The sequence below is a fragment of the Paenibacillus sp. JNU01 genome, from assembly GCF_059130585.1.
Genome location: NZ_CP169723.1, coordinates 299,529 through 321,432 on the forward strand (window position 1 = coordinate 299,529; position 21,904 = coordinate 321,432).

Annotated in this window: 22 protein-coding genes; 18 read left to right on the top strand and 4 right to left on the bottom strand. The window is 44.6% G+C overall.

All coding sequences use genetic code 11. From position 1 onward, the window contains the following. Positions 1–19: 19 nt before the first annotated feature. The 4 genes from NLBNIHML_RS01175 (at position 20) to NLBNIHML_RS01190 (ending at position 4,398) form a co-directional block, all read left to right on the top strand. Positions 20–1,177, top strand: a complete 1,158-nt coding sequence (locus NLBNIHML_RS01175) for a type III polyketide synthase (RefSeq protein ID WP_494353562.1) — start codon at positions 20–22, stop codon at positions 1,175–1,177. After that, the gene (locus NLBNIHML_RS01180) at positions 1,164–1,883 is read left to right on the top strand and encodes an SAM-dependent methyltransferase (RefSeq protein WP_494353563.1); all 720 of its coding nucleotides are present in this window, start codon (positions 1,164–1,166) and stop codon (positions 1,881–1,883) included. Before NLBNIHML_RS01175 ends, NLBNIHML_RS01180 begins: the two co-directional genes overlap by 14 nt. Positions 1,884–1,889: 6 nt before the next feature. Then, positions 1,890–3,038, top strand: coding sequence for an NAD(P)/FAD-dependent oxidoreductase (locus NLBNIHML_RS01185; protein WP_494353564.1), 1,149 nt, complete (start codon positions 1,890–1,892; stop codon positions 3,036–3,038). 169 nt (positions 3,039–3,207) lie between these two features. Next, a complete protein-coding gene (locus NLBNIHML_RS01190; protein WP_339242501.1) occupies positions 3,208–4,398 on the top strand; it encodes an aminotransferase-like domain-containing protein in 1,191 nt (396 codons plus the stop codon). Positions 4,399–4,474: 76 nt separating this feature from the next. On the opposite strand, the gene NLBNIHML_RS01195 is transcribed toward NLBNIHML_RS01190, so the two are convergent. Continuing rightward, complete coding sequence (locus NLBNIHML_RS01195) at positions 4,475–4,900, bottom strand: MaoC family dehydratase (protein WP_339242503.1); 426 nt, start codon at positions 4,898–4,900, stop codon at positions 4,475–4,477. Between the two features lie 158 nt (positions 4,901–5,058). Between NLBNIHML_RS01195 and NLBNIHML_RS01200 the strand changes: the two genes are divergently transcribed. The 9 genes from NLBNIHML_RS01200 to NLBNIHML_RS01240 all read left to right on the top strand — a co-directional run bounded on the left by NLBNIHML_RS01200 (position 5,059) and on the right by NLBNIHML_RS01240 (position 14,515). After that, a complete protein-coding gene (locus NLBNIHML_RS01200) occupies positions 5,059–6,057 on the top strand; it encodes a LacI family DNA-binding transcriptional regulator (protein WP_339261043.1) in 999 nt (332 codons plus the stop codon). A 117-nt stretch (positions 6,058–6,174) separates the two neighbouring features. After that, positions 6,175–7,059, top strand: a complete 885-nt coding sequence (locus NLBNIHML_RS01205; protein WP_339242507.1) for an AraC family transcriptional regulator — start codon at positions 6,175–6,177, stop codon at positions 7,057–7,059. Between the two features lie 85 nt (positions 7,060–7,144). After that, positions 7,145–8,410, top strand: coding sequence for an ABC transporter substrate-binding protein (locus NLBNIHML_RS01210; protein WP_339242508.1), 1,266 nt, complete (start codon positions 7,145–7,147; stop codon positions 8,408–8,410). Positions 8,411–8,513: 103 nt separating this feature from the next. After that, positions 8,514–9,404 (top strand): carbohydrate ABC transporter permease, encoded by an 891-nt coding sequence (locus NLBNIHML_RS01215; RefSeq protein ID WP_339242510.1) that lies wholly within the window; start codon positions 8,514–8,516, stop codon positions 9,402–9,404. Between the two features lie 14 nt (positions 9,405–9,418). Next, positions 9,419–10,300 carry a carbohydrate ABC transporter permease gene (locus NLBNIHML_RS01220; RefSeq protein WP_091016464.1) on the top strand — a complete coding sequence of 294 codons (882 nt, stop codon included), beginning with the start codon at positions 9,419–9,421 and terminating at the stop codon, positions 10,298–10,300. Between the two features lie 198 nt (positions 10,301–10,498). Beyond that, on the top strand, positions 10,499–11,908 hold the full coding sequence (locus NLBNIHML_RS01225; protein ID WP_339242512.1) for a spore germination protein: 1,410 nt from the start codon (positions 10,499–10,501) through the stop codon (positions 11,906–11,908). Between the two features lie 40 nt (positions 11,909–11,948). Then, entirely contained in the window at positions 11,949–13,064 is a 1,116-nt protein-coding gene (locus tag NLBNIHML_RS01230) for a GerAB/ArcD/ProY family transporter (RefSeq protein WP_339261045.1), read from the top strand. An 18-nt stretch (positions 13,065–13,082) separates the two neighbouring features. Next, on the top strand, positions 13,083–14,258 hold the full coding sequence (locus tag NLBNIHML_RS01235) for a Ger(x)C family spore germination protein (RefSeq protein WP_339242515.1): 1,176 nt from the start codon (positions 13,083–13,085) through the stop codon (positions 14,256–14,258). A 38-nt stretch (positions 14,259–14,296) separates the two neighbouring features. Continuing rightward, complete coding sequence (locus NLBNIHML_RS01240) at positions 14,297–14,515, top strand: hypothetical protein (protein ID WP_339261047.1); 219 nt, start codon at positions 14,297–14,299, stop codon at positions 14,513–14,515. A gap of 88 nt (positions 14,516–14,603) precedes the next feature. On the opposite strand, the gene NLBNIHML_RS01245 is transcribed toward NLBNIHML_RS01240, so the two are convergent. The 3 genes from NLBNIHML_RS01245 to NLBNIHML_RS01255 form a co-directional block, all read right to left on the bottom strand. After that, positions 14,604–15,878 (bottom strand): stalk domain-containing protein, encoded by a 1,275-nt coding sequence (locus tag NLBNIHML_RS01245; RefSeq protein ID WP_339261049.1) that lies wholly within the window; start codon positions 15,876–15,878, stop codon positions 14,604–14,606. Between the two features lie 226 nt (positions 15,879–16,104). After that, positions 16,105–16,530, bottom strand: a complete 426-nt coding sequence (locus NLBNIHML_RS01250) for a hypothetical protein (RefSeq protein WP_339242519.1) — start codon at positions 16,528–16,530, stop codon at positions 16,105–16,107. Positions 16,531–16,572: 42 nt separating this feature from the next. Continuing rightward, a complete protein-coding gene (locus NLBNIHML_RS01255) occupies positions 16,573–17,808 on the bottom strand; it encodes a GAF domain-containing sensor histidine kinase (RefSeq protein WP_339242521.1) in 1,236 nt (411 codons plus the stop codon). A 162-nt stretch (positions 17,809–17,970) separates the two neighbouring features. On the opposite strand from NLBNIHML_RS01255, the gene NLBNIHML_RS01260 reads away from it, so the two are divergent. From NLBNIHML_RS01260 to NLBNIHML_RS01280, 5 genes are all read left to right on the top strand, one after another. Further along, positions 17,971–18,279 (top strand): hypothetical protein, encoded by a 309-nt coding sequence (locus tag NLBNIHML_RS01260; RefSeq protein WP_339242523.1) that lies wholly within the window; start codon positions 17,971–17,973, stop codon positions 18,277–18,279. Between the two features lie 188 nt (positions 18,280–18,467). After that, positions 18,468–19,040, top strand: coding sequence for an alpha/beta fold hydrolase (locus NLBNIHML_RS01265; protein ID WP_339243063.1), 573 nt, complete (start codon positions 18,468–18,470; stop codon positions 19,038–19,040). Between the two features lie 193 nt (positions 19,041–19,233). After that, on the top strand, positions 19,234–20,232 hold the full coding sequence (locus NLBNIHML_RS01270) for a helix-turn-helix transcriptional regulator (protein ID WP_494353565.1): 999 nt from the start codon (positions 19,234–19,236) through the stop codon (positions 20,230–20,232). A 129-nt stretch (positions 20,233–20,361) separates the two neighbouring features. Continuing rightward, entirely contained in the window at positions 20,362–21,156 is a 795-nt protein-coding gene (locus NLBNIHML_RS01275) for an SDR family NAD(P)-dependent oxidoreductase (protein WP_339242525.1), read from the top strand. A 149-nt stretch (positions 21,157–21,305) separates the two neighbouring features. Next, positions 21,306–21,827, top strand: a complete 522-nt coding sequence (locus tag NLBNIHML_RS01280; RefSeq protein ID WP_339261057.1) for a GNAT family N-acetyltransferase — start codon at positions 21,306–21,308, stop codon at positions 21,825–21,827. Positions 21,828–21,904: the final 77 nt, after the last annotated feature.

Consider the following 21,904-nt stretch of genomic DNA (forward strand, 5'->3'; position numbering starts at 1 on the left):
CAATACCAGGAGGTTTATTATGAACCAATACAACAGTCCATCCGATATCGCCATTCTTGGCATGGGAACGGCTCTCCCTGCTCACCCCGTAGCGCAGTCAGATATTGCGGAACTAATTGCTTCTTCTCTTCAGGATCGGCCGGATTTGGCCCGGTTTGCCAGGCGAATATTCAAGTCCTGTGGTGTTGAAACTCGATATACCGTAGAACCGAGTTATCTGGGCTCACTGGAAGAATGCCGTTATCTGCCCTCTGGTGAGAGATCTGACATCCCGACAACTGAAGAAAGAATGAATACTTACAAGCGAGAGGCGCTTCCGCTCGGAATCGAGGCGGCAGAGAAAGCCCTCTCGGATTCAGGTGTATCTCCCAAGAGCATCACGCATATCATCACCGTCAGTTGCACCGGTCAATATCTACCAGGTCTTGATGTTATGCTCATCCGTCACTTGGGACTGTCTGACCGTGTTAACCGACTGCCGTTGATCTTTCAGGGCTGTGCCGCAGGGTTGAAAGCCATTCAGATGGCACGAGATGTCGTGCAGGGTGCTCCAGGATCACAGGTACTTGTTGTCTGTGTAGAGTTGTGTACAATTCATTTTCAGCCGGTGCAAGATCGGGAAGCGCTGTTTGCAGCTTCATTCTTCGGAGACGCAGCTTCTTCTTGTATAGTGGGCACACCAGAACCTCAGCACAAGAATGTTCTGAGTCTAGGAACGGGCTATTCTGTGCTTCTTCCGGATTCAACTGAAGATATGACCTGGGAGGTGGGGAACCTGGGGTATGACCTGTATCTATCCCCTCGTATTCCGAAGATGCTTGGTGTTCATTTAGAAGAGGAATTGCGTCTCTTATTGCAAAGTGAGGAGCTTCCTGAGCTGTGGGCCATTCATCCGGGAGGACGCGGGATTGTGGACACTGTGCAGAATGTAATGAAGTTAAGAGATGAACAAACAAAGTACAGCAGGCAGATCCTTAGAACGTATGGTAACCTGTCTTCCAACACGATCCTGTTTGTACTGAATGCGATGCGTGAGGACATGAAGGTACAGGGTCAATCCTCCACAGATGGTGTAGCCATGGCATTTGGACCGGGACTTACTGCGGAGTTGATGAAATTCACTTATGTACCCTCATTCTCTTCAGTGATGGAGGAGCACGATCATGTCCTTCTTTAGAACATTGTCCATGCGGGCCAAGGAAGAGGAACTGATGGATGACTTCTCTATGGGAGGGGAGGAGCTGCGTGAAGCACTCAGACATCTGAGACGTCTTAACAAAATATTCGCAGCACCCGGCCCAACGCTTGCTGGTGTAGAGAAGTTATGGAAATCTGTCGGTAAGCCGAATAAGCTGACCCTACTGGATGTGGGGGCAGGTTCAGGGGATGTGAACCAGAAACTGCTGCAATGGGCAGACCGTCAGGGCATTCAGCTGGAAATTACGCTGGTTGATCTGACGGAAGAGGCGTGTGAGGAAGCAAGACAACTATTCCGTGACGAACCCCGAGTCAGGGTACAACGTGCCGATCTTACACAACTGCCCGATGCTTCAGCAGATATTGTGACAGGTTCCCAGTTTGTGCATCATTTTGACGGAGATCAGTTGGTTGATATGGTTTCTCATATGCTGCGAGCATCGAGATATGGTGTCGTCATTAACGATATTCACCGCCATTCCGTGTCCTATAAAGCCGTCTGGATTACAACACGAATGATCTCGCGCAATCGGTACATTCGTCATGATGGCCCTCTGTCCGTAGCCAAAGGCTTTACAGGCAGGGATTGGAAGGAACTTAAACAACGGCTAAATCATGATACGATGACTTATGAATGGAAGCCTTTGTTCCGTTACTCTGTTGTTATTCCCACAAAGGGCAGGTGATCTGACGTGACGAATTCGATAGATGTGATTGTCATCGGAGCCGGGATTGCCGGTAGTACGTGTGCAATGCAACTGGCAGGAAAAGGTCATCGAACCCTTTTGCTGGATCGCCAAGAGTTCCCTCGACACAAAACCTGTGGTGAGTTCATGTCACCCGAAACCAAGGAAATGCTGGAGGTTCTGGACATTCACCTTCTGGACCAGACGAAGAAACCCAGTACCATGGATCATGCCAAAATCGTTATGCCACAAGGTGGAGTGATCGAAGCACCACTGCCGGGATTTGCATATGGCATAAGTCGATATGAGCTGGACCAGATTTTGCATCAGAAGGCTCTGGCGGCCGGAGCCCAGATTGTTACCAAAGCGACCGTAACGAGTATTGAGCAGCTTGAGGATGCCAGTTATGAGGTTCAGGTGAAACAGGGAGATGAGCGGATGAGCTACAGAGCCAAAGCCGTCATCGGAGCACATGGTACCAAGAAGCCGCGTGGGATGGCTTCCGCACCTGATCTGCGAGACCAAACCGTATATGTTGGGGTTAAATCCCACTTCAGCGGAATTGAGATTCCTGCACGGGTCGAGTTATATTTTTGCGAGGGTGGTTATGTGGGGATTTCTCCAATTGAAAATGGCAATGTGAATGTCGCTGCATTGTTGACACTGGATACCGTCCAGGGAAGTGGCAAGTCTGTAAACGATATTTTACAGGCTGCATCCCTTAAGAACGTGAGTTTGGCAGCCCGTTTAGCCGAAGGAAAACCTGTAGACGGAACGCAAGTGTCGATTGCTCCTCTGCATTTGTCCAATGTTCCTGAACCTTGGTCTCAATATCCGCATATTGGAGATGCCATGCTGATGATCCCGCCTTTATGTGGAGACGGGATGTCCATTGCCCTTCGCTCCTCACTCCTGTGTGCAAGGTGGACCGACAAGTACCTCCAAGGCGACATTGAACATGCCGATTGGCAGAGTAATTACACGCTGGAAGCAAGCCGTGAATTCACCCAATTGCTCAGACGCGCAAGAAGAATTCAAAAGCTGGCTTTTGCGAAAACCAATAAATTCTATCCTGGTCTGGCTCGGATGATCCCCGGTTTAGCTGCTTATGTCGTGAAGGCCACACGGTTATCCGAGATGAACGCAGCGCGCTAATTCATTGAAACTTTGCTCGCGAAAGAGGTTGCTGACGGCGGCCTCTTTTTTGGTGTATACATATAATTTTGTGGAGACAGTTTGGAAATTCGGCAAATGCTCGTATAATAGAATCTAATGTAACGATAGAGAACTAAGTCAGATGAAATGTCGGGAGGCACTATTTAAGATGAACTATTCATTTTCCAATCGTATCGCAGCACTGCAACCATCCATTATTCGCGAGATTCTGAAAGCTTCCTCGGGGCAAAATGTGATTCCATTCTCTGCGGGAAACCCCGCACCGGAAACCTTTCCTATTGAGGCGATTCGCACGTTCACCCAAACCATTCTGGAGCAAGACCCGGTCACGGCTCTGCAATATGGAATTACAGAAGGATATGTTCCCCTCAGGGAAGCATTAACGCAACATTTGAAGACAGGTTTTGATACGGGTAAGCCATCCGATCAATTGTTCATTGTATCTGGAGCGCAGCAGGGGATTGAGCTTGCCTGTAAAGTGTTCTGTAATGAAGGGGACACGATTATCTGTGAGAGTCCGAGCTTTATTGGTTCACTCAACTCCTTCCGGGCATCCGGTGCGAAGCTTGCGGGTGTTCCGATGGAGATGGACGGTATGGATATCGAGAAGCTGGAACAGGCGCTGCAAACGGAGCCCAATGTGAAAATGATCTATGTGATCCCAAGTTTTCAGAATCCTACTGGTGTAACGACAAGTCTAGCTAAACGTAAGGCTATATACGAGCTGGCTAAGAAGTATGGCGTTATGATTTTGGAAGATAATCCGTACGGAGAACTTCGATTCAACGGAGACGATGTGCCAACCATCAAGTCTATGGATGATGAGGGTCTGGTCATCTATGTTGGATCATTCTCCAAAATTTTGTCGGCGGGACTACGTGTCGGTTTTGTACAAGCGCCACATGAAGTGGTGGAGAAGATGGTTGTTGCCAAACAGGGAGAAGACGTACATACCGCCATGCTTCCACAGATTCTGGCATACAAGTTCATGACAGAATATGATTACGCGGGGCACATTAACAGCATTCGTGAGGTATATCGGAGAAAAGCTACATTGATGATGGACAAGCTGCAAGAGCATATGGGTGAGTCCGTTAACTACACTCAACCGGATGGTGGACTGTTCCTCTGGTGTGACCTGCCAGCACATGTGCCGATGCTTGATTATGCCAAGACAGCGGCAGCTCAAGGGGTTGCGGTTGTACCGGGAAATGCATTTCTGGTGAACGAGCAAGACCCTTGTAATGCCATCAGACTTAATTTCTCAACCCCGTCAGACGAACAGATTATCAAGGGTGTAGATATTTTGGGTCAGGTATTGAAGGGCTACAACGCTTAATATTGCATAAAAAGTAAAATACAATAATCCATGAGAAGTCGCCAATGGGCGGCTTCTTTTTGGCCTTTCACAGCCCTTAATTATCAATTAATGCACTTAATTCTGCCTGAAAAACCTTTTGATTCTTCTGATTAAAAGTACTCAGCAGCACGGTAACAATCCCATTACCTTTTCGTCGGGGCGTTAGTCCAATAACTTCTGCAATGACATGAAGTTCATCATCCGGAAAGACCGGCTTCAGAAATTGAATGTTATTCATTCCGGTTCCCGCCACGACATGTTCTCCATAGACCCCGACCTCAATCCATAATTTAAAGGAGATATTCATCGTTTGCATGCCAGAAGCAATGATACTGCCAAAGCGGCCTTGCTTGGCTTTCTCCTCATCCAAATGCATGTACTGTGGATCATAGATCGTGGCAAACTCCATAATATCGTTCTTGGACAATGCCAAGGATGTGGTTTCGTAGCGCTGACCTATTACATATTCACTGAATCTCATGAAGGCACCTCGGTTTCTTTAATATGTTTTTCGTAGTCGATGTCTTGGAAAGAGACATGACTGGACTGACGTGTTAAAATGCTAGTGAACACGCCGGTGTTATGCTGTGTTACCGACATAATGAAATAAACAGATGAAACTGTCTTTGAGGAGTATATATGATGATAACGATTAAAGATGTAGCCAAGATGGCGGGAGTAGCCAGTTCAACCGTATCTTGTGTACTCAACGATAAAGGCAATGTAAGTGAGCCAACAAGACTCCGAGTACTTGAGGCAGCGAGCCAACTTAATTACGTTAGGCATGGTCCTGCATCTGAATTAAAACGAAATAGTACACAAACCATTGGTATTATTGTCCATGACATGTCCAGTCCGTATTTCTCGGATTTGGTGAACGGAATAGAAACTGTCGTCATGAGTCATGGATACGATATGATCGTATGTAGTTCGTTGGGTGGAGAGAAATCAACAGCCCATCGTTACATCCGAGAAAGAAGAATTGATGGAGCTATTGTTATCGCTCAGAATATTCAAGATCAATTGCTGATTGAAGCATCTGAAGCCGGATTTCCAATTGTTGTCATGGATCGGGATCTGGATGCTCAACATATTGTAAAGGTTTTGATGAGTGATACGCAAGGCGGATACCTGGCAACCCGTTATCTGATCGATAAAGGCCACCGGACAATAGCTTATATCAGTGGTCCGTCACAATCGGAATGTAATCTCCATCGTTATCAGGGTTATTTGAAAGCCTTGAAGGAGGCAGGCATTGAAGAGAATCCCGAGTGGAAAATTGGCGGACAATACATGAAGCAAGATGGCTACGTTGCAGCCAAGAAACTGCTTGAAGGAGAGTTGCCCTCCGCGGTTTTCTTTGCAAATGATGAAATGGCGATCGGCGGCATGGAAGCCTTCAGAGAGCATGATATTTCAATTCCCGAGCAGTTATCCGTGATCGGCTTTGACAATATACCTGCATCACAGTACATGAATCCACCACTAACCACCTTTCGTCAGCCAAAGAGGGATGCAGGTCAGCTTGCAGGTCATGTTCTCTTTCAATTGCTGAATGGAGAGGTAGTTGAGACGTTGTATACACTGGACATCCAATGCGTGGAACGCGATTCTGTTCGGCTCCTCAACCTGAGTTGAGGAGTTTTTTTCATTCTATAGAATTTTAAATACTTAAAAAGAAAGGAGAGTAGCCATGAATGCATAATATAAAGACGAGGAGTTTTTTTGCTTTGGAAATAAATGGAGGGTGATACGATGGGCGTACCTACGTTTCTGGAGACAGGTCATATGCAGGAAGGTTTTCCCATTCGGGTAATTCACACAGGAAATCAATTCAATTATGCCGCACACTGGCATGATGAGGTTGAACTGATTCTTGTCAATGGTAAGAGCGCCAGAATTGGCGTGAACGACCACGTTTGTGAGTTGGAAAAAGGGGATGTGCTGCTGATCAAACCAGGGGATGTGCACTGTTTTTTTCCAGGGACTGAACAGCTAACCATTATTTTGTTCCGACTCGAATTGTTAACGGGAAGTTTCACGACCGAAGCTGAAATTCAGGATCTCGGACAACTTTTTAACAAAACAACAGTTATTCCCTCGAACACGGGAAGTCAGAGCAAACTGGCTCATTATATAGATGTCATCATTACCGAGAAGAAAAACCAGAAGCCGGGATATCGATGGTTAATGGTATCCAGATTATATGATCTCATCATACTTTTACTACGTACAATTGTACCGGTTACCACCGATGAATCAACATCTTCAGGATGGCCCTGTACTTCCTCCAAAAAATTTGAATTCCTTGAATCAGTTTGTGAATATCTGGAGGAGCACTATGCTGAACCAATCAAGCTGGAACAGGTGGCGGAACATATTAAGTTCAGCAAGTTCCATGTCTGCAAGCTGTTCAAAGAGATCAAGGGCGTAACACTGATGGAATACTTGAATCATTTTCGAATTATCAAATCAGAGTGGGCCTTATTGTTCCGTCAGGATACCATTCTGGAGATTGCGATCGGGCATGGGTTCAACAATGTAAACTCCTATAACCGTCTTTTTAAAAAATATAATGACTGCACACCCTCCGAATTTCGTAAAAAACATCGTACGAATATCACAAAATATGGAGGGTAATGCACAATATTTGTGGAGAAAGCCCTCTCCAAAATCAATATACTCTAATAAATTGTAAGCGTTTCCTTTTTGAAGGAGGGGGCCTATGAAGAAGTGGTTTAAGCCAACAATTGTATTTGTATGTGCAGCACTGTTGTTAGCTGGTTGTCAGTTCAGTCCATCCAATCAAAGCAAGCAACAGGAGATTACCGTGTGGAGTTTTACGGATGAAGCAGGATATGCCATCGAGAAATTCGAACAGCAATATCCTGACATCAAAGTGAACTTTGTCAACATCCCCGGTAATTTCTATATCACCAAGCTGAAATCTGCGCTACAGACGACCTCGAAGGCTCCGGATGTATTTATGATTGAAAATGCGAATATTCGAGAACTGATTGACGTTCCATATCTGGAGAATCTATCAGCTTCGCCGTATAACGCCAATGAACTTATTCAGGAACAATATGCTTTTGTGCAGGCCAATGAAAAGGACAGTGAAGGAAATGTCAGAGCGATAGGTTACCAGGGAACACCAGGGGGCATCTATTACCGTCGGGATTTGGCAAAGGAATACTTGGGTACCGATGACCCTGAGAAGGTGGGTTCACAGATCGATACATGGGAGAAGATTTTCGAGATTGGAGAGAAGGTGCAGCAACTTAGCGGGAATAAAGTACATGCATTGGCGAATTGGAATGCGATATCGAATTCATATGATGGTATACCTTGGGTGAAGGAAGGCAAACTTGTCATCGACCCAACCTACTTGAAAGTACTCGATCTTGTACGTGAAGCACGTGAGCGGAAAGTACTTGCCGAGTATGATGATGGAAGTGCCGGTTACGCTGCATCCATGCAAAAAGGAGAGGTCATGTTCTATCCCGGGGCAACCTGGGCCCTGCAATTTACGTTCAAGGCAAATGCCCCGGATACCGAAGGCTTGTGGGGATTGGCGCAGGGACCGTCAGCGTTTAGTGCAGGCGGAACTTATATAGGGATGTATAGTAAAAGTGACAAAAAAGATCTCGCCTGGAAGTTTATCGAGTTCTATAACTTTAACCATGATTTTCTGTCGGAGCTCGCGAAAGAGCAGGATTATTTCACGAGCAACATGGTTGTGAATGATGAACTTGCTCCGTCTCTCTCATCGTCCTATTTGGGAGGACAGAAGCATTTCGAATTTTTCTCAGAGGCTGCGAAACGGGTTCCTGTATACGAACGCACCAAATATGATGCGATTATTAACAACGATATCTACAAGAATGTACTCCAGTTGTATCTCAATAAGGACATTCAGACCAAGGAAGAAGTCGTAAAGCGAATCAAACGTGATGTCACCTTGAGATTTCCGGAGCTGGAAGTGGAATAGCTTAGGACGGTCTGATAACCTTCTTCGGAGTTTTCAGACACGCCCTCGAAGTAAGCGATGGTTATACACATCACACATCCGATGATAACTGGGGGGATAGAACATGTTTGCCAAAACGATTCGCAAGGACCATTACGGCTACTATTTCATTGCTCCGTTCTTTATTATTTTCACCATTTTTGGGCTTTATCCCATTTTATATTCGCTCTATATCAGTTTCACCAACTTTGATGGCATCACGACGCCTGACTTTGTAGGAATCGGTAACTACGTGGCTGTACTACAAGATCCGTTGTTCTACAAAACCTTGTTTAATACATTATTCATCTGGGGCGTATCTGTCGTTCCGCAGCTGACGATTTCCCTGGTGTTGGCCTTTATCCTGAATGATAAGCTGCTCAGAGGACGGGATTTTTTCAGAGCCGTATACTTTTTCCCGAATATTGTAACGGCTGCATCACTCGGGTTACTTGTCAGCCTGATCTTTGACTGGCAATCCGGAGGACTTAATCATTTTTTGGTGCAAACTGGCATCATACAAGATCCAATTAACTGGAAAAATGATCCCTGGTTTATGCGTCTGATTGTGTCCTCGATTCTCTTTTTCCAATACTTTGGCTATTCCATGGTCATCTACCTCGCAGGTCTCCAGGGGATAGACCCGTCGTTATTGGAGGCTGCGCAGATGGATGGAGCGAAAAAGAAACATATTTTCATTCATATTATCGTGCCAATGCTCCGTCCAATTATTCTGTTTCAGATGATTACCTCCATTATTGGTGGCATTCAGATTTTTGATCAACCATTTACATTAACCAATGGCAATGGTGGTCCTGACCGTGCAGCCATGACAAGCATTATGTATCTCTATAATGTCGCATTTCAGAGCACTCGTTTTGGGTACGGCGCTGCAATCGCATTTTGTCTGTTTATTATCATCATACTGTTGTCCGTTGCATCCTTCATCATGACCAAGCGGAAGAGCCGTTCATAGGGAGGGGAGTTCTCATGCAAACTGCAAAATCAGTTGAACAACCAAATGCAGCGATTCAGCAATATGCCACCACAAGGCGACTGACGGCAGGCAAGATCATCATCTATCTGTTATTGATTGGTCTTGCCGTGCTGTGCATTATTCCATTTTATCTGATGCTCATCTATTCAACACATAACAATGCAACGATTGCTTCAACATTCACCTTTCTTCCCGGATCGTTTTTGGTGGATAATTATATGAACATGGTATCCAAAATTAACATTTGGCGTGGGTTTGCCAACAGTATTTTCATTGCAGGATCATCAACTGTATTATCTCTGTATATTGGTGCTTTGACCGCATACGGTTTTGCCAAATTCAAATTCAAAGGGCGCAACTGGTTGTTCCTGTTTCTGTTAGCAACCATGATGGTGCCGGGTCAGCTGGCCCTGATTGGGGTATATCGCCTATTCAGTATGTTGGGGCTTCTGGACAGCTATGCCGCGATTATTTTGCCGGCTGCGGCTAACGCGTTTAATGTATTCTTTATCAAACAGTTCATGGAGAGCAGTATCCCGGATGAGATTATTGAATCTGCACGTGTGGACAGTGCCGGTGAGTTCCGGACGTTCAATCAGATTGTATTGCCTATTCTGGGGCCGGCCATCTCCGCCCTTGGCATCTTCACGTTTATTGGGTCGTGGAATAATTTTCTAACACCGCTTGTACTGTTTTTCTCCCTGGATAAATACCCCCTTCCAGTACTAGTTGCGTTAGTGCAGGGTTACTATGGGATGGATTATGGGCTCTTATACTTGGGTGTAGCAATCTCAATCCTGCCTATTATTGTTGTATTCTCTGTGTTTTCCAAACAGATTATCGGAAGTGTTGCTTTGGGTGCTGTAAAAGGATAGTGATAATTAGAAAATAGGGTATAGCAAAGAGAAGATATCCGTATTCATAGGCATGAACAGCATTCTATATCATCAGGGTCGCTCAAGAGGGCGGCTCTTTTGCGATTCAATATTTTGCGTATATATACCAACGTATAAGTAAAGGATACCTTTAACTGAGAATATCTGGACGAGCATGCGCAGAAAGGGGAGGGCGGTATGGACACATCACAGATAACACAACAGAACCTGCCGTTAACCGGACATCTTGCTATTGATCAGGAAATGTTAAGCTCCGTTTTTGCAGGTTGCTCGGATGTTATGTTTCATACATTCCAAACCGCATGCCATACTTCAGCACTATGTGTATATTGTGTGGGTTTATGCGATACAGAGCGGCTGGAGAGACAAGTTCTAACCCCCCTTCAGGAAATGGGGATTGAAGCTGCGCAGGTTCCCCTGGCTTCAGTTAAAAGTGTTGAAACAACTACTCAGGCGGTGCAGGCGATATTAGAGGGGGAAGCTTTGTTACTACTGGAAGGTTCAATGATTGGAACTACATACCCTCTATACAAAGCTGAAAATCGTTCAACCGAGGAACCGTTAGCTGAATCGACCGTGCGCGGTGCACGGGATGGATTCACAGAATCGTTAACGATGAATGTATCTCTTCTGCGCAAACGTCTTAAGACACCTGCATTGAAGCTTCATACACGTAATATGGGAGATCGTACCAACACCAGTATTTCACTTGTATACATGGAGGGAATTATCGACCCCAAGCTGGTAAAGGAAGTGAAGACACGACTTTCGGATTTAAAACTTCGTGACGTACTGGAGAGTCAGTACATTGAAGAAGGCATTGTCGATCAGCGGTACTCCCCATTTCCACAGATGATTGCGACGGAGCGTCCGGATGTTGTCGCTTCCAACTTGCTGGAAGGTCGCTTTGCTATTTTTGTGGACGGAACGCCTTTCACTCTTATTGCGCCAGTGACCATCTTTTCCATGTTACAATCCCCCGAAGATTATTATCAAAATGTGTTTATGAGTGTTTTTGTACGCTGGCTGCGATACATTTTTTTTGTGTTATCCATGCTGCTCCCATCCGCTTATGTAGCAATTACGACGTTTCATCAGGAGATGATTCCGACCGTATTGCTTCTCAGTATTGCGCGGGCGAGAGAAGAGATCCCTTTTCCTGCACTGGTGGAAGCGCTCATTATGGAAATCGCCTTTGAAGCACTGCGGGAGGCGGGCGTCCGATTGCCGAAGCAGGTCGGATCTGCAGTCAGTATCGTGGGAGCTTTAATTATTGGTCAAGCGGCGACGAGTGCCGGAATTGTGTCAGCCCCCATGATTATCATTGTTGCGATAACCGGTATCGCTTCTTTCATGATCCCTCGTTACGCTGCCAGCATCGCGACCCGATTACTGCGTTTTCCTATGATGTTTCTGGCGGGAACGCTGGGACTCACAGGTGTCATGTTGGGAGTCATCCTGGTTGTCATTCATCTGAGCAGTCTTCGTTCATTCGGAACACCTTATCTGTCACCAGTAGCCCCTACGATGAGCAAGGAACTCAAGGATGTATGGTGGCGTCCAGCACCAAGGAACAAACCGGATTAGAACAATTCATACTCAAGCAATCAAGGGAGAGGGATTACACATGTTAACTGACAAAGGAAAAATATCAGAGACTCAATTGGCATTCATGATCTTTCCTGCCATTCTCGCAACAGCCATCTTGTCTGTTCCTGGAATTACTATGCATTATGCAGGTCATGACATGTGGCTCTCTCCAATTATAGGCTCCCTTATTGGTTTTGCAGCGGTAGCGATCTCTATCGGATTGGATCGCCTGTACCCCGGAAAAACGCTCATTCAATCGAGTGTATCGATTGCGGGACGTATCTCTGGAAAATTAATAGGATTGGTGTATATCATTTTTTTGCCCCATTTGACGGGCTTGATTATACGGACGTACGGTGAATTCATCGTTAACAATGCACTTCCGCGGACTCCGCTATTCGTTGTAATGGGGACGATGGTTGCGGTGTGTGCGCTGAATGTCAGACTAGGAATCGAAGTAGTTGGACGCACTTCTCAAATCTTTGTGACCCTGCTTATCGTGTTGCTTAGTCTAATCTTCATTCTATTGATCGGGGAACTGACTCCAGCGGAATTATTCCCTTTCATGGAGAACGGACCGCTACCTAGCATTAAAGGAGCCCTTGCTCCTGCTGCATGGTTTAGTGAATACATCGTAATTGCCTTCTTGCTTCCTTATGTCAATCGTAGAAAACGCACAACACGAGTTATGTTGGGTTCCCTTATACTAACGACAACCGCAATGACGGTAATCAATCTGTTTTGCCTTTTTTTAATTGGAGATCTGACGGATAGCTTTGTATATCCGGTTATGATTGCCGCAAGATACATAACCATTGCAGACTTTCTGCAACATATTGAATCCCTGATTATTGCGGTTTGGATTTTTGGAATCTTCGTCAAGATTTCTGTTTTTCTTTATATTTTTGCGACATCCACAGCAGAATGGTTCGGTTTGAAGGATTACAAACCCGTCGTTGTGCCGCTTTCGTTTCTATGCATGGTTTATGCCTACTGGGTTGTGTCCGGCGGATCAGGTACATCCAGTCTGATTGGCCCTTCAGCTAATTTGTATACGATCAGCATTTTATTAATCCTTCCGGCTATGATCTACGGTGTCGCATGGCTGAAGAAAGGGTGGGCACATTTTCGAAAGAATCAAGCGAACACCTGATTGATGGGGGAGGAGCACTTGCGAATATATAGAGTACTACTAATGCCAATATTGTGTTGTGTACTTTTAAGTGGATGCTGGGATCGCATTGAGATTAACGATTTGGCTATTGTGCTGGCTACAGGTATAGATTACGAAGATGGCAAAGTGCAACTGACTTCACAGATTTTCATTCCGCGAAAGGCCAGTGCAGGAGATAGCAGTGGGAGCGGAGGCAGTCCAAGCGGGGTTACGATGATTCGAACAGCGGAAGGACTTACAATTGCTGAGGCATTGAATCGGTTACAACGTAAGGTTCCCCGGAATATGTTCTGGGGCCACTGCGAAGTCATCATCATTAGTGAGCAAGCCGGTAAACGCGGTATCCGCGAGTACATCGATTTCTTCCTGCGTTATCCCCAGTTTAGGGAGCATGCATATGTCTTTTCCAGCGAAAGGGCGGCAAAAGATATCCTTGCCTTGCTTGATCCTCTGGAGCGAAGTTCTGCAGAATCGCTGCGTGAGATGGCCAATCTGAAACTGGGTACACGGATTACCGCTCTTGAACTAGGTAAATCGATCGAAGGTCCAGGCAGCTCGGTCATCTTGTCTCGCATGTTAATCTTACCCCCGGAGCCCGATCAGGATAAACTGACAACCACCCCATATGTAAAAGGTTTGAGCTTGTATAAGGAGGATCGCTACGTCAAGACGGTCAAAGAACCACTAAGCGTAGGTGTACTATTACTTGCAAAAGAACTGAACAACATTATCATGCCTGTTGAATTTAAGCCGTTAAAAGGTTCTTTTTCGATCCAACCCATTGAAATCCAAACGGTCTTGAAACCTCGGATTGTAAATCAACAGTGGAGTATGAAGGTCGACATCCAAACCCGGGGAGAAGTGGTGTTAAATACGACGGAGGCCGATCTGACTGATCCCGCTGTGTTATCTAAATTGGAACAGGAATGGTCAGCTAAGCTTACAACACTGGCTCATGATGCTTTAGAGATGGCCCAGAAGGAGTTGCGTACCGATTTCTTCAAATTTGCTGTTGAATTCCGCAGATATTATCCGAACCAATGGAAGAAGCAGGAGAAGAACTGGGAAACCATCTATCCTGAATTGGACGTGGAAGTCAAAGTGGATGCACATGTAGTACGTACCGGGAAATCTACAGGCCCGCAGGGGATTCCTGATGAGGACGAAAATTGAACAGAGATCGCTCCTGTTATAGAGAATGAGGTGATTGTATGAAAATAGGCTCAATCCTTGGAATTTTGATGCTGGCGGCTGCGATAATGTATGGAGAGTGGAAGAGTAGCAAAGAGAAGCGAGCCAGAATAGTGAGTGCGGGGATTACTGCAGTGGCGACCATTATTGGGATCATCCTTCTCTTTCAGCCCCGTTTTCCTGGTCCTACTCAGGTTATGAAGCTTGTATTCGGAAGCGTGGATAAATTAATGAAGTGAAAATATGGAAACAGAAGGACCACGTCTTTACGTACCATAGATGAGGTCCTTCTGTTGTTTGAAGTGAGCTGCATCAGCTCAAAGATGTCTATTCTTTGATTACTGAAGCGTTCACGGCATCTTCCATTTTTGTATTGTAGGAACGGAACAGACCCAGACGCCAGAACGCGGCTCCTTTGAGGTCATAACGTTTGGCAAGACCGAGCTTGTCATCTACCGAGGAGGGCGTTTCACTGCTTAAACTGATCCCGAGCAGAAGTTTACTCTTCGGAACACCGGCCTCTATAGCTAATTGAATCGCCTGATTTACAAGACTATTTGGCTCAGGTACCTGAGATTTGGTGCCAACCGGATTATACTGATAGGCCATAATAATAAGATCATCTGCAATAGAGGCAAGTGTCTTGTAATCATAACCCTTATAAGCACTATTTAGAGGTGGGACCGCTAGTGATAAGGATGTATCCTGGGACAAGGAACTCTTTAATTGCTTCACGTAAGCATTGAGCAGCTTCTGTTGTTCTACTGCATCCAGTTTAAAACCGAGTCCTTCAAAATCCAGAACAACTCCGCCAAAACCATGCTCTGTGACAGCAGCACTTATGCCTTCAATTGATTTTTGCCGCAACTCAGCGTTACTCAATACTTTGGTCAGTTCGCCGTTTCCATCCAAGGCATATACCATAAGCTGCGGTTGGATCTGCTGATCTGCCGCGTCAGCAACGATGGACTGCGGCGTAATATCACCCGAAGCAGCAGGAAGACGGTACTCATCCCCCTGAAGTGTAAACTGACCTTCGCGATCAATGCGGCTCCAACCAAATGCTACAGAATTCATGGAAGGAATAAGATCCTTTTCTTGAAAGGATTGTAATGCATAGAAGGCCCTCAGGTGCATCTCGCGTTGTGGAGATACGAGGGAGACCGTCTTGGTTGCCTGATTCCAGCTTACTTGTACACCGAATTGGTTACTGAATGAACTTAGTGGAATGAGCACGCGTCCCTCCCGCTGAACGGGTGCTGCAGGAAGAGTAACCTTCTTCCCGTTTACGGTCGCTGTAGTACTACCCACTTGAAGCAGTACTTCTGTTGCTTGTCCTTTCACAATTTGCGTCGCTTTTACAGTTTGTGATTTGCTATTCCAGGTAATATCGATACCAAGGGCTTCTCCAACCGTTCTAAACGGAACGTACGTGACACCTTTCTCAATACGAGGAGCTGCATCAAATTTCAGGGGGACATCATCCAATTGAACCGAGATGGCTGGGGCAGCATAGGCTCCACCGATATTTGGGGTACTCCCGATGATAGAGAGAGCAATCACCGTAACCGCAGCAATTTTTCCTGCACGTTTAATAAGCATCGTTTGTTTCCTCCTACTTCTTACATAATAATAGAATCATATTTGATAACAAAATCTAGTAATCTAGCATATGTAGCATAACAAAATTTTCATATCGTTCCAATATAAGAGTCCGAAAACTGCAGAAGAAAGAACAAAAAACCAGTTTTCAATTGAAAGAGAGGGGCCTAAATAACCCCATACCTCTAATGGGAAAAAGCTTAGAGGCATGGGGTTATACGTGTTTTTAATCTGAAACAACAAATCCTTCGAAATTCTCAGGTCCGACCCGTGTTGTACCGAGCAGGTTTGTACTGATAAACGCGGTGTAGGTTAATTGGGGCATGAGCGGGGGGTTATAGTCAGTGGTAGCGAAGACAATCACCTCTGGGTTAAGCAGACCATCTAGACCATAGGTGTGGTTTCCCGAGTACACGATTGGATCGGTTGCGATTGTACCTCGTACAACAGTAATCCTCACTACAAAAAGTGCACGCGGCAATTGCACCGTGATGGTTCCTTTTAATGAAACTCTTAGATTGGTTCCGGCTCCAGCAGTTATGAGACCAATCTGGCCAAATAATTCTGGTGTAAGGATCACTGGAATCGGTATGGAAATGGAATTAAACAAGGCGGCATTCTGTGATGTCCGTGCATCTAGAAATTGCGTCAATGAATATACCTCCTATCTGTTCCAGATAGAATAATATATTCCTCATCGGGATATTCGCATGGACGGTGGGGCAATGCTGGAAATATTAAAGACAAACTGACTGCCCAAATCACTGGAATCTTTAAGCCATACCACGCCACCCATAAATTCAGCAAGCTGTTTACAGATGGACAGGCCCAATCCCGTTCCGCCATACTTCCCTGAATTACCATGAATCTGAGAGTAGGATTTGAACAACAGATCCTGACAATCCTGTGGGATGCCGATGCCCGTATCCTGTATTTCGTAGGTTGCATGCAGAAGCCCTTTTTTATCAGCAGATACTTGAGCAGAGATACATACTTCACCTTTCTCCGTGAATTTAAGCGCATTCCCAACGAGATTAATTAGAATCTGACGAACTTTGTGTTGATCGCCCATTAGCATCACATGATCATTGATGTTGTATTCTGCGTACAAACGAATTCCTTTTTTCTGTGCTTCAGAAGAGAATAATTGTAATACATGATCTACTGTTTCAGTGACACTATAGGGATTGATCTCCAAAGAGATCGCACCAGCCTCAGCTTTCGAATAATCGAGAATCTGATCCATCATCGATAGAAGACTTGTGCCACTAGACTCAATGACATTAACATATAACGACTGGTCGTCATTTAGCCGGGTAGATTGTAACAGATTGGCCATCGCAAGAACACCATTCATTGGTGTACGGATTTCGTGGCTGAGCACTGCCAACAAATTGTTCTTTTCTTCAAGTACTTTTGCAGCGGTTTCTTCCGCTTGTTTTAACTGCTGTAGCGTCGTTTCCATCTCAAGAAGACTTGTGAAGAATGAAGACAAGGAGAGAAGCAGATCCACGTCTCTTTGCTGATAGGAATAGAAATCCTGATCAAATGAGCAGAGGGAGCCGTAAATCTCTCCGTTCTCATTATGTATAGGTACCCCTACAAATGAACAACCGCCTACGAATTCTGTAGCATCCATATGTTTGGTTAAAGGATGAGTAAGATTATTATTTATCACCAACGGGCCTTGGATATGTTCTGTCACAAGCGCACAGTATGACTCGGCGTTTTCAACGACTAGTCCCTCACCCAGAATTAGTTTGTCACGATTATATACGTTCAGAACTTTGGTGGACAGGTGATCCAACTGGGCAATACAAAACGTATTTGCTGGAATTAACCTGCTTGCCGTGTCCATAACATTAGCAGCCGAATCATATAATTTATGTGAGACTATAGATAGTACATCAATGAATTCTGTTTTTAACATATTGATATGACTCCTCCTGATTGTAGAAATTCGTTGTGCACTGTATTCAGTATATATGAATTCGAAGAATTGAGCATGTATGGTTTTGACAGTGGAAGATGGAAATGAGAAAATATAGTGCTGTAGAACATGAAAAATATATAAATTGGTGGAGGCATCTCAATGAATCAGCGTTTTCGAATTACCCGGTCCATACAAGATAACAATGCGGAACAATCCATCTCCCTGGAAGAGTGCAAACTTTACTTTGAATCGAAGCCCGAATTTACCTATTCACCGGTTCTTCATATTGTCGGAGCAGAGAGCACCATGTCCATCGATGGGGATTTTTTTATGTGGGATCTTGAGGGAACACAGATTGCTTTTCGTTTGTACATGGGCGATATCTATGTGGCTATTTCTAACGAGGCAATTGTCCCCAAAATGATGGAGATTGCAACGGATCTGCGTGCAGATATTGTTGAAGGATAAATAAAAGGCTGAGAATTAGATCTGGATAAAATGGAATCAAATCGTTGTAGTGCGTTTGGATAATCCTGTAAAAATGAGACTAAAGGTTCATTTATATTCCATATGTTAGCTTGTAATATATGGAATATAAATCATTTTACAGGAGAGTGAATGAAGTGAAAAAGACTAAATTAATACTTGTTGTATTCATGAGCATGATTCTCGCCATATCGGTACCTGGGATGGGCTCAAGTTCAAAGGCTTCTGCAGCTACTGCACGTACACCCATTGTATTGGTACACGGACTGACCGGTTCAGATAGCAATTTTACAGCGATTGAGAGTTATTTGCGTAGCCAAGGGTGGACGAGAGATGAACTATTCGCGATTGACCTCCCTAGCAAACAAGGAAACCAATTATTGAACTCCGCAGCCATCAGTCGTTTTGTAGATGATGTACTGCAACAAACAGGTCACACAAAAGTTAACATTGTAGCGCATAGCATGGGCGGAGCAAATAGTCTGTATTACATAATTAATCGTGACGGCGCTTCCAAAGTGGACAAATTAATTACCCTGGGAGGGGCTAATCGATTGACCACTACTACAGCTCCGAGTGGAATAAAGGTGACTTCGATCTATTCCACCAGTGATACGATCGTGTCCCCGGCACTGTCCCGGTTGAACGGGGCGAACAACATTTCTGTTTCCCTTGTATCCCATATCGGTCTGTTGTTCAATTCACGGGTAAACGCCCTGATCAAAACCGCGTTGAACGAGTAGCTAAATTGGTAATAGTGGCATGCTTTCATAATATACTGAATGATTGATTTGAACACGACTGACCATTCATGGTTAGTCGTGTTTTTCGTATTATCCGAAATAGCTCGCTGAGGTAAGATTCAAAAATAGCTACATCCGTTCTATAATTAGAAATCAGAATGAAAAATGGAACAAGCTAAAGGAGTCTGGATTCATGCAATCTCAACCGAATGATCGAATTAAAGTTCACCCAGGCTTTTGGGCCGGATTATATCAATTGGGAATTGGTGCAGAAGACATCGCTCGGACAGCACAACTATCTCTCGAAACAATAAATAAACCTGTAGTGACCCAATCTCAGTACTTTGCAATCTGGCAGGCTTACTCTGATCTCATAGGGGACACCGCCGAGGGCATCATCAAACTTGCAACCGGATATGAGATATCCAAGTATCCTCCGCCTGTGCTGGCGATGTACCATGCTCGTGATTATCGTGATGCGTTGAATCGAATGGTCCGTTACAAGCAAATGTGTCCTCCCGAGAGTTTGCAGATTACCGAAGCAGGGGAGGAATGTATCATTGAACTCGAATGGTTACATAAGGAGCTAACAGGTCCGCCATTATTGGTCGGTATTACGCTGGCATTTCTGCTTGAACTTGGACGTAGGGGTACAGGCCAGCCTTTGATGGCCAAAAGGGTCGAGTTCTCCCAACCGATGGGCAACGTATATACGCTTGAAGCTTACTTTGGCTGCCGAGTTGAGACGAACTCCAACTATAATCGGCTGACGCTGGAGCGAAGAGATCTGAGTCTTGCATTTCTCTCGTATAACGAGGAGTTACTGGAGATTCTGACCCCGGCTCTGGATCGGTCGCTGAACGAACAGAAGAACAGTCATTCCATTACTGAAGTGGTCAAATGGATCTTGAAACGCAACCTCACAGGAAAGCGCCCTGACATCCAGGCGGTCGCCAAAGAACTTCGTATGAGTGATCGTACCTTGCAACGGCGACTGACGGAAGAAAATACAAACTTCAAGCAATTATTAACCGAAGCCAGACGTGAGCAGGCCAGGGAGTACCTGGCAGATCCTTCGCTCGATATCAAAGAGGTCGCATTCCTGGTTGGATATGAAGACCAGAATTCGTTCTATCGTGCGTTTCGGAGCTGGGAAGGAGATACGCCATCGAATTGGCGTGTCAGGCATTAACTCTGGCGCAAGATGCTAGTTACTGAGCCCTTCAGACTGCGTAATATTATAACTATCCAGTGCATGAAGCTGTTGATAATGTTCAAAAATAGCTGCCGGATAGTTGTAATCATGAAGGAGAAATGCAGGATGGATATGGGACTAAAAGAGAAAACAGCCTTAGTTACAGGATCAACAAAAGGAATTGGTAAGGCGATTGCCATGGAACTTGCCCAAGAAGGTGTTCATGTGCTGATTAATGGACGCAATGATGAAGAGGTGGAACATACCGTTCGTGAAATCAAGACCACTTTTCCAGACACCTCTCCGCAGAAGGCCACGGCTGATCTTGTAGATCAAGCGCAACGCCAATTTTTATTTGAGAAATTTCCCGAAGTTGATATATTAATCAATAGCATGGGCATATATGAGATCATGAAATATGAAGAATTGAATGATGAAGTGTGGGAGAGATATTTCCGTATTAATGTGTTGGCTGCCAATGGCTTGTCTCAATTTTATTTACCTAAAATGATGAAGAACAATGACGGGCGCATTATTTTCATCGCAAGTGAAGAAGCCCTAATGCCCTCAGGCCAGATGCCCCAGTATTGCATGACCAAGTCAATGCTACTGTCATTATCCAAAAGTTTGTCCAAACTGACAGCAGGCACCGACGTTACGATTAATACGATCCTGCCAGGCCCAACACTGTCCGAAAACGTACGGGAAATCATTGAGGGCATATACCCAGATGAGACGTTGACTTTCGAGGAAAAAGAGAAAGACTTTATGATAAAAAATCTGCCTCAGTCTGAATTACAGCGCTTCATCAAACCAAGTGAAATAGGCAGACTCGCCGCTTTTGTATGCAGCCCGTATGCATCAGCTTTTCGAGGCTCTCCCATCCGTATGGACGGGGGCATGGTACCCACCATATTCTAAAATTGTTCAGGATACAGCATAAGTAACGATAAGAAGTCGCCAGTTTTGGCGACTTTTTTAATGCCCATGTTAAAGATCGTTGTTGATATTTGCTTACACAAATGTTCTATAATGGAGTCATCAATCTACGAGGAAAGGTTGGAGCGTAAATGATTATAAGAAAAGCAATATTAAATGATGCGTCAGGTATCGCGAAAGTTCATGTTGATAGTTGGAGAACGACTTATAAAGGCATTATCTCAGATGAATTTCTAAAGAATTTATCTTATGAACAACGAACAGAACTATGGACGAAAAATATTGCAAAAGAAGATAATTATGTTGTTGTTGCAGAAAATACAGAAGGTCAAATCATAGGTTTCGCAGATGCTTTTAAAAGAGAAACCAATAAAGTGACGAATTCGGGTGACTTAACCTCGATTTATCTATTTGAGGAATATCAAGGAAAGGGCATAGGAAGGAAGATATTCAAAGCACTGTTTAAACATTTCAAGGAATTGGGCTATAACAGGATATTTGTTGACGTTCTTGAGGGAAATAAAACTCGCTATTTTTATGAACATTTTGGTGCTGAATTAGTCAAAACAAGTCAAATTGGGATCGATGGAAAAATGTTAAACGAGCTGACCTATGAATGGAATAGTGTTGACGATGTTCTAGGAAATTTATAACCACACATCAATATGATAAAAGATACTATTTAGCTTTGAAGACGTTTGTTTTGAAAAGAGGTACGGTATTTTATACA

What these genes read in the sequence shown, in the direction of transcription:
- NLBNIHML_RS01230 (WP_339261045.1), top strand. Translation starts at nt 11,949, where the DNA reads ATGTTAACTGACAAAGGAAAAATATCAGAGACTCAATTGGCATTCATG.
- NLBNIHML_RS01200 (WP_339261043.1), top strand. Translation starts at nt 5,059, where the DNA reads ATGATGATAACGATTAAAGATGTAGCCAAGATGGCGGGAGTAGCCAGT.
- NLBNIHML_RS01280 (WP_339261057.1), top strand. Translation starts at nt 21,306, where the DNA reads ATGATTATAAGAAAAGCAATATTAAATGATGCGTCAGGTATCGCGAAA.
- NLBNIHML_RS01265 (WP_339243063.1), top strand. Translation starts at nt 18,468, where the DNA reads ATGAGCATGATTCTCGCCATATCGGTACCTGGGATGGGCTCAAGTTCA.
- NLBNIHML_RS01270 (WP_494353565.1), top strand. Translation starts at nt 19,234, where the DNA reads ATGCAATCTCAACCGAATGATCGAATTAAAGTTCACCCAGGCTTTTGG.
- NLBNIHML_RS01275 (WP_339242525.1), top strand. Translation starts at nt 20,362, where the DNA reads ATGGATATGGGACTAAAAGAGAAAACAGCCTTAGTTACAGGATCAACA.
- NLBNIHML_RS01255 (WP_339242521.1), bottom strand. Translation starts at nt 17,808, where the DNA reads ATGTTAAAAACAGAATTCATTGATGTACTATCTATAGTCTCACATAAA.
- NLBNIHML_RS01225 (WP_339242512.1), top strand. Translation starts at nt 10,499, where the DNA reads ATGGACACATCACAGATAACACAACAGAACCTGCCGTTAACCGGACAT.
- NLBNIHML_RS01190 (WP_339242501.1), top strand. Translation starts at nt 3,208, where the DNA reads ATGAACTATTCATTTTCCAATCGTATCGCAGCACTGCAACCATCCATT.
- NLBNIHML_RS01180 (WP_494353563.1), top strand. Translation starts at nt 1,164, where the DNA reads ATGTCCTTCTTTAGAACATTGTCCATGCGGGCCAAGGAAGAGGAACTG.
- NLBNIHML_RS01195 (WP_339242503.1), bottom strand. Translation starts at nt 4,900, where the DNA reads ATGAGATTCAGTGAATATGTAATAGGTCAGCGCTACGAAACCACATCC.
- NLBNIHML_RS01175 (WP_494353562.1), top strand. Translation starts at nt 20, where the DNA reads ATGAACCAATACAACAGTCCATCCGATATCGCCATTCTTGGCATGGGA.
- NLBNIHML_RS01210 (WP_339242508.1), top strand. Translation starts at nt 7,145, where the DNA reads ATGAAGAAGTGGTTTAAGCCAACAATTGTATTTGTATGTGCAGCACTG.
- NLBNIHML_RS01240 (WP_339261047.1), top strand. Translation starts at nt 14,297, where the DNA reads ATGAAAATAGGCTCAATCCTTGGAATTTTGATGCTGGCGGCTGCGATA.
- NLBNIHML_RS01215 (WP_339242510.1), top strand. Translation starts at nt 8,514, where the DNA reads ATGTTTGCCAAAACGATTCGCAAGGACCATTACGGCTACTATTTCATT.
- NLBNIHML_RS01205 (WP_339242507.1), top strand. Translation starts at nt 6,175, where the DNA reads ATGGGCGTACCTACGTTTCTGGAGACAGGTCATATGCAGGAAGGTTTT.
- NLBNIHML_RS01260 (WP_339242523.1), top strand. Translation starts at nt 17,971, where the DNA reads ATGAATCAGCGTTTTCGAATTACCCGGTCCATACAAGATAACAATGCG.
- NLBNIHML_RS01245 (WP_339261049.1), bottom strand. Translation starts at nt 15,878, where the DNA reads ATGCTTATTAAACGTGCAGGAAAAATTGCTGCGGTTACGGTGATTGCT.
- NLBNIHML_RS01220 (WP_091016464.1), top strand. Translation starts at nt 9,419, where the DNA reads ATGCAAACTGCAAAATCAGTTGAACAACCAAATGCAGCGATTCAGCAA.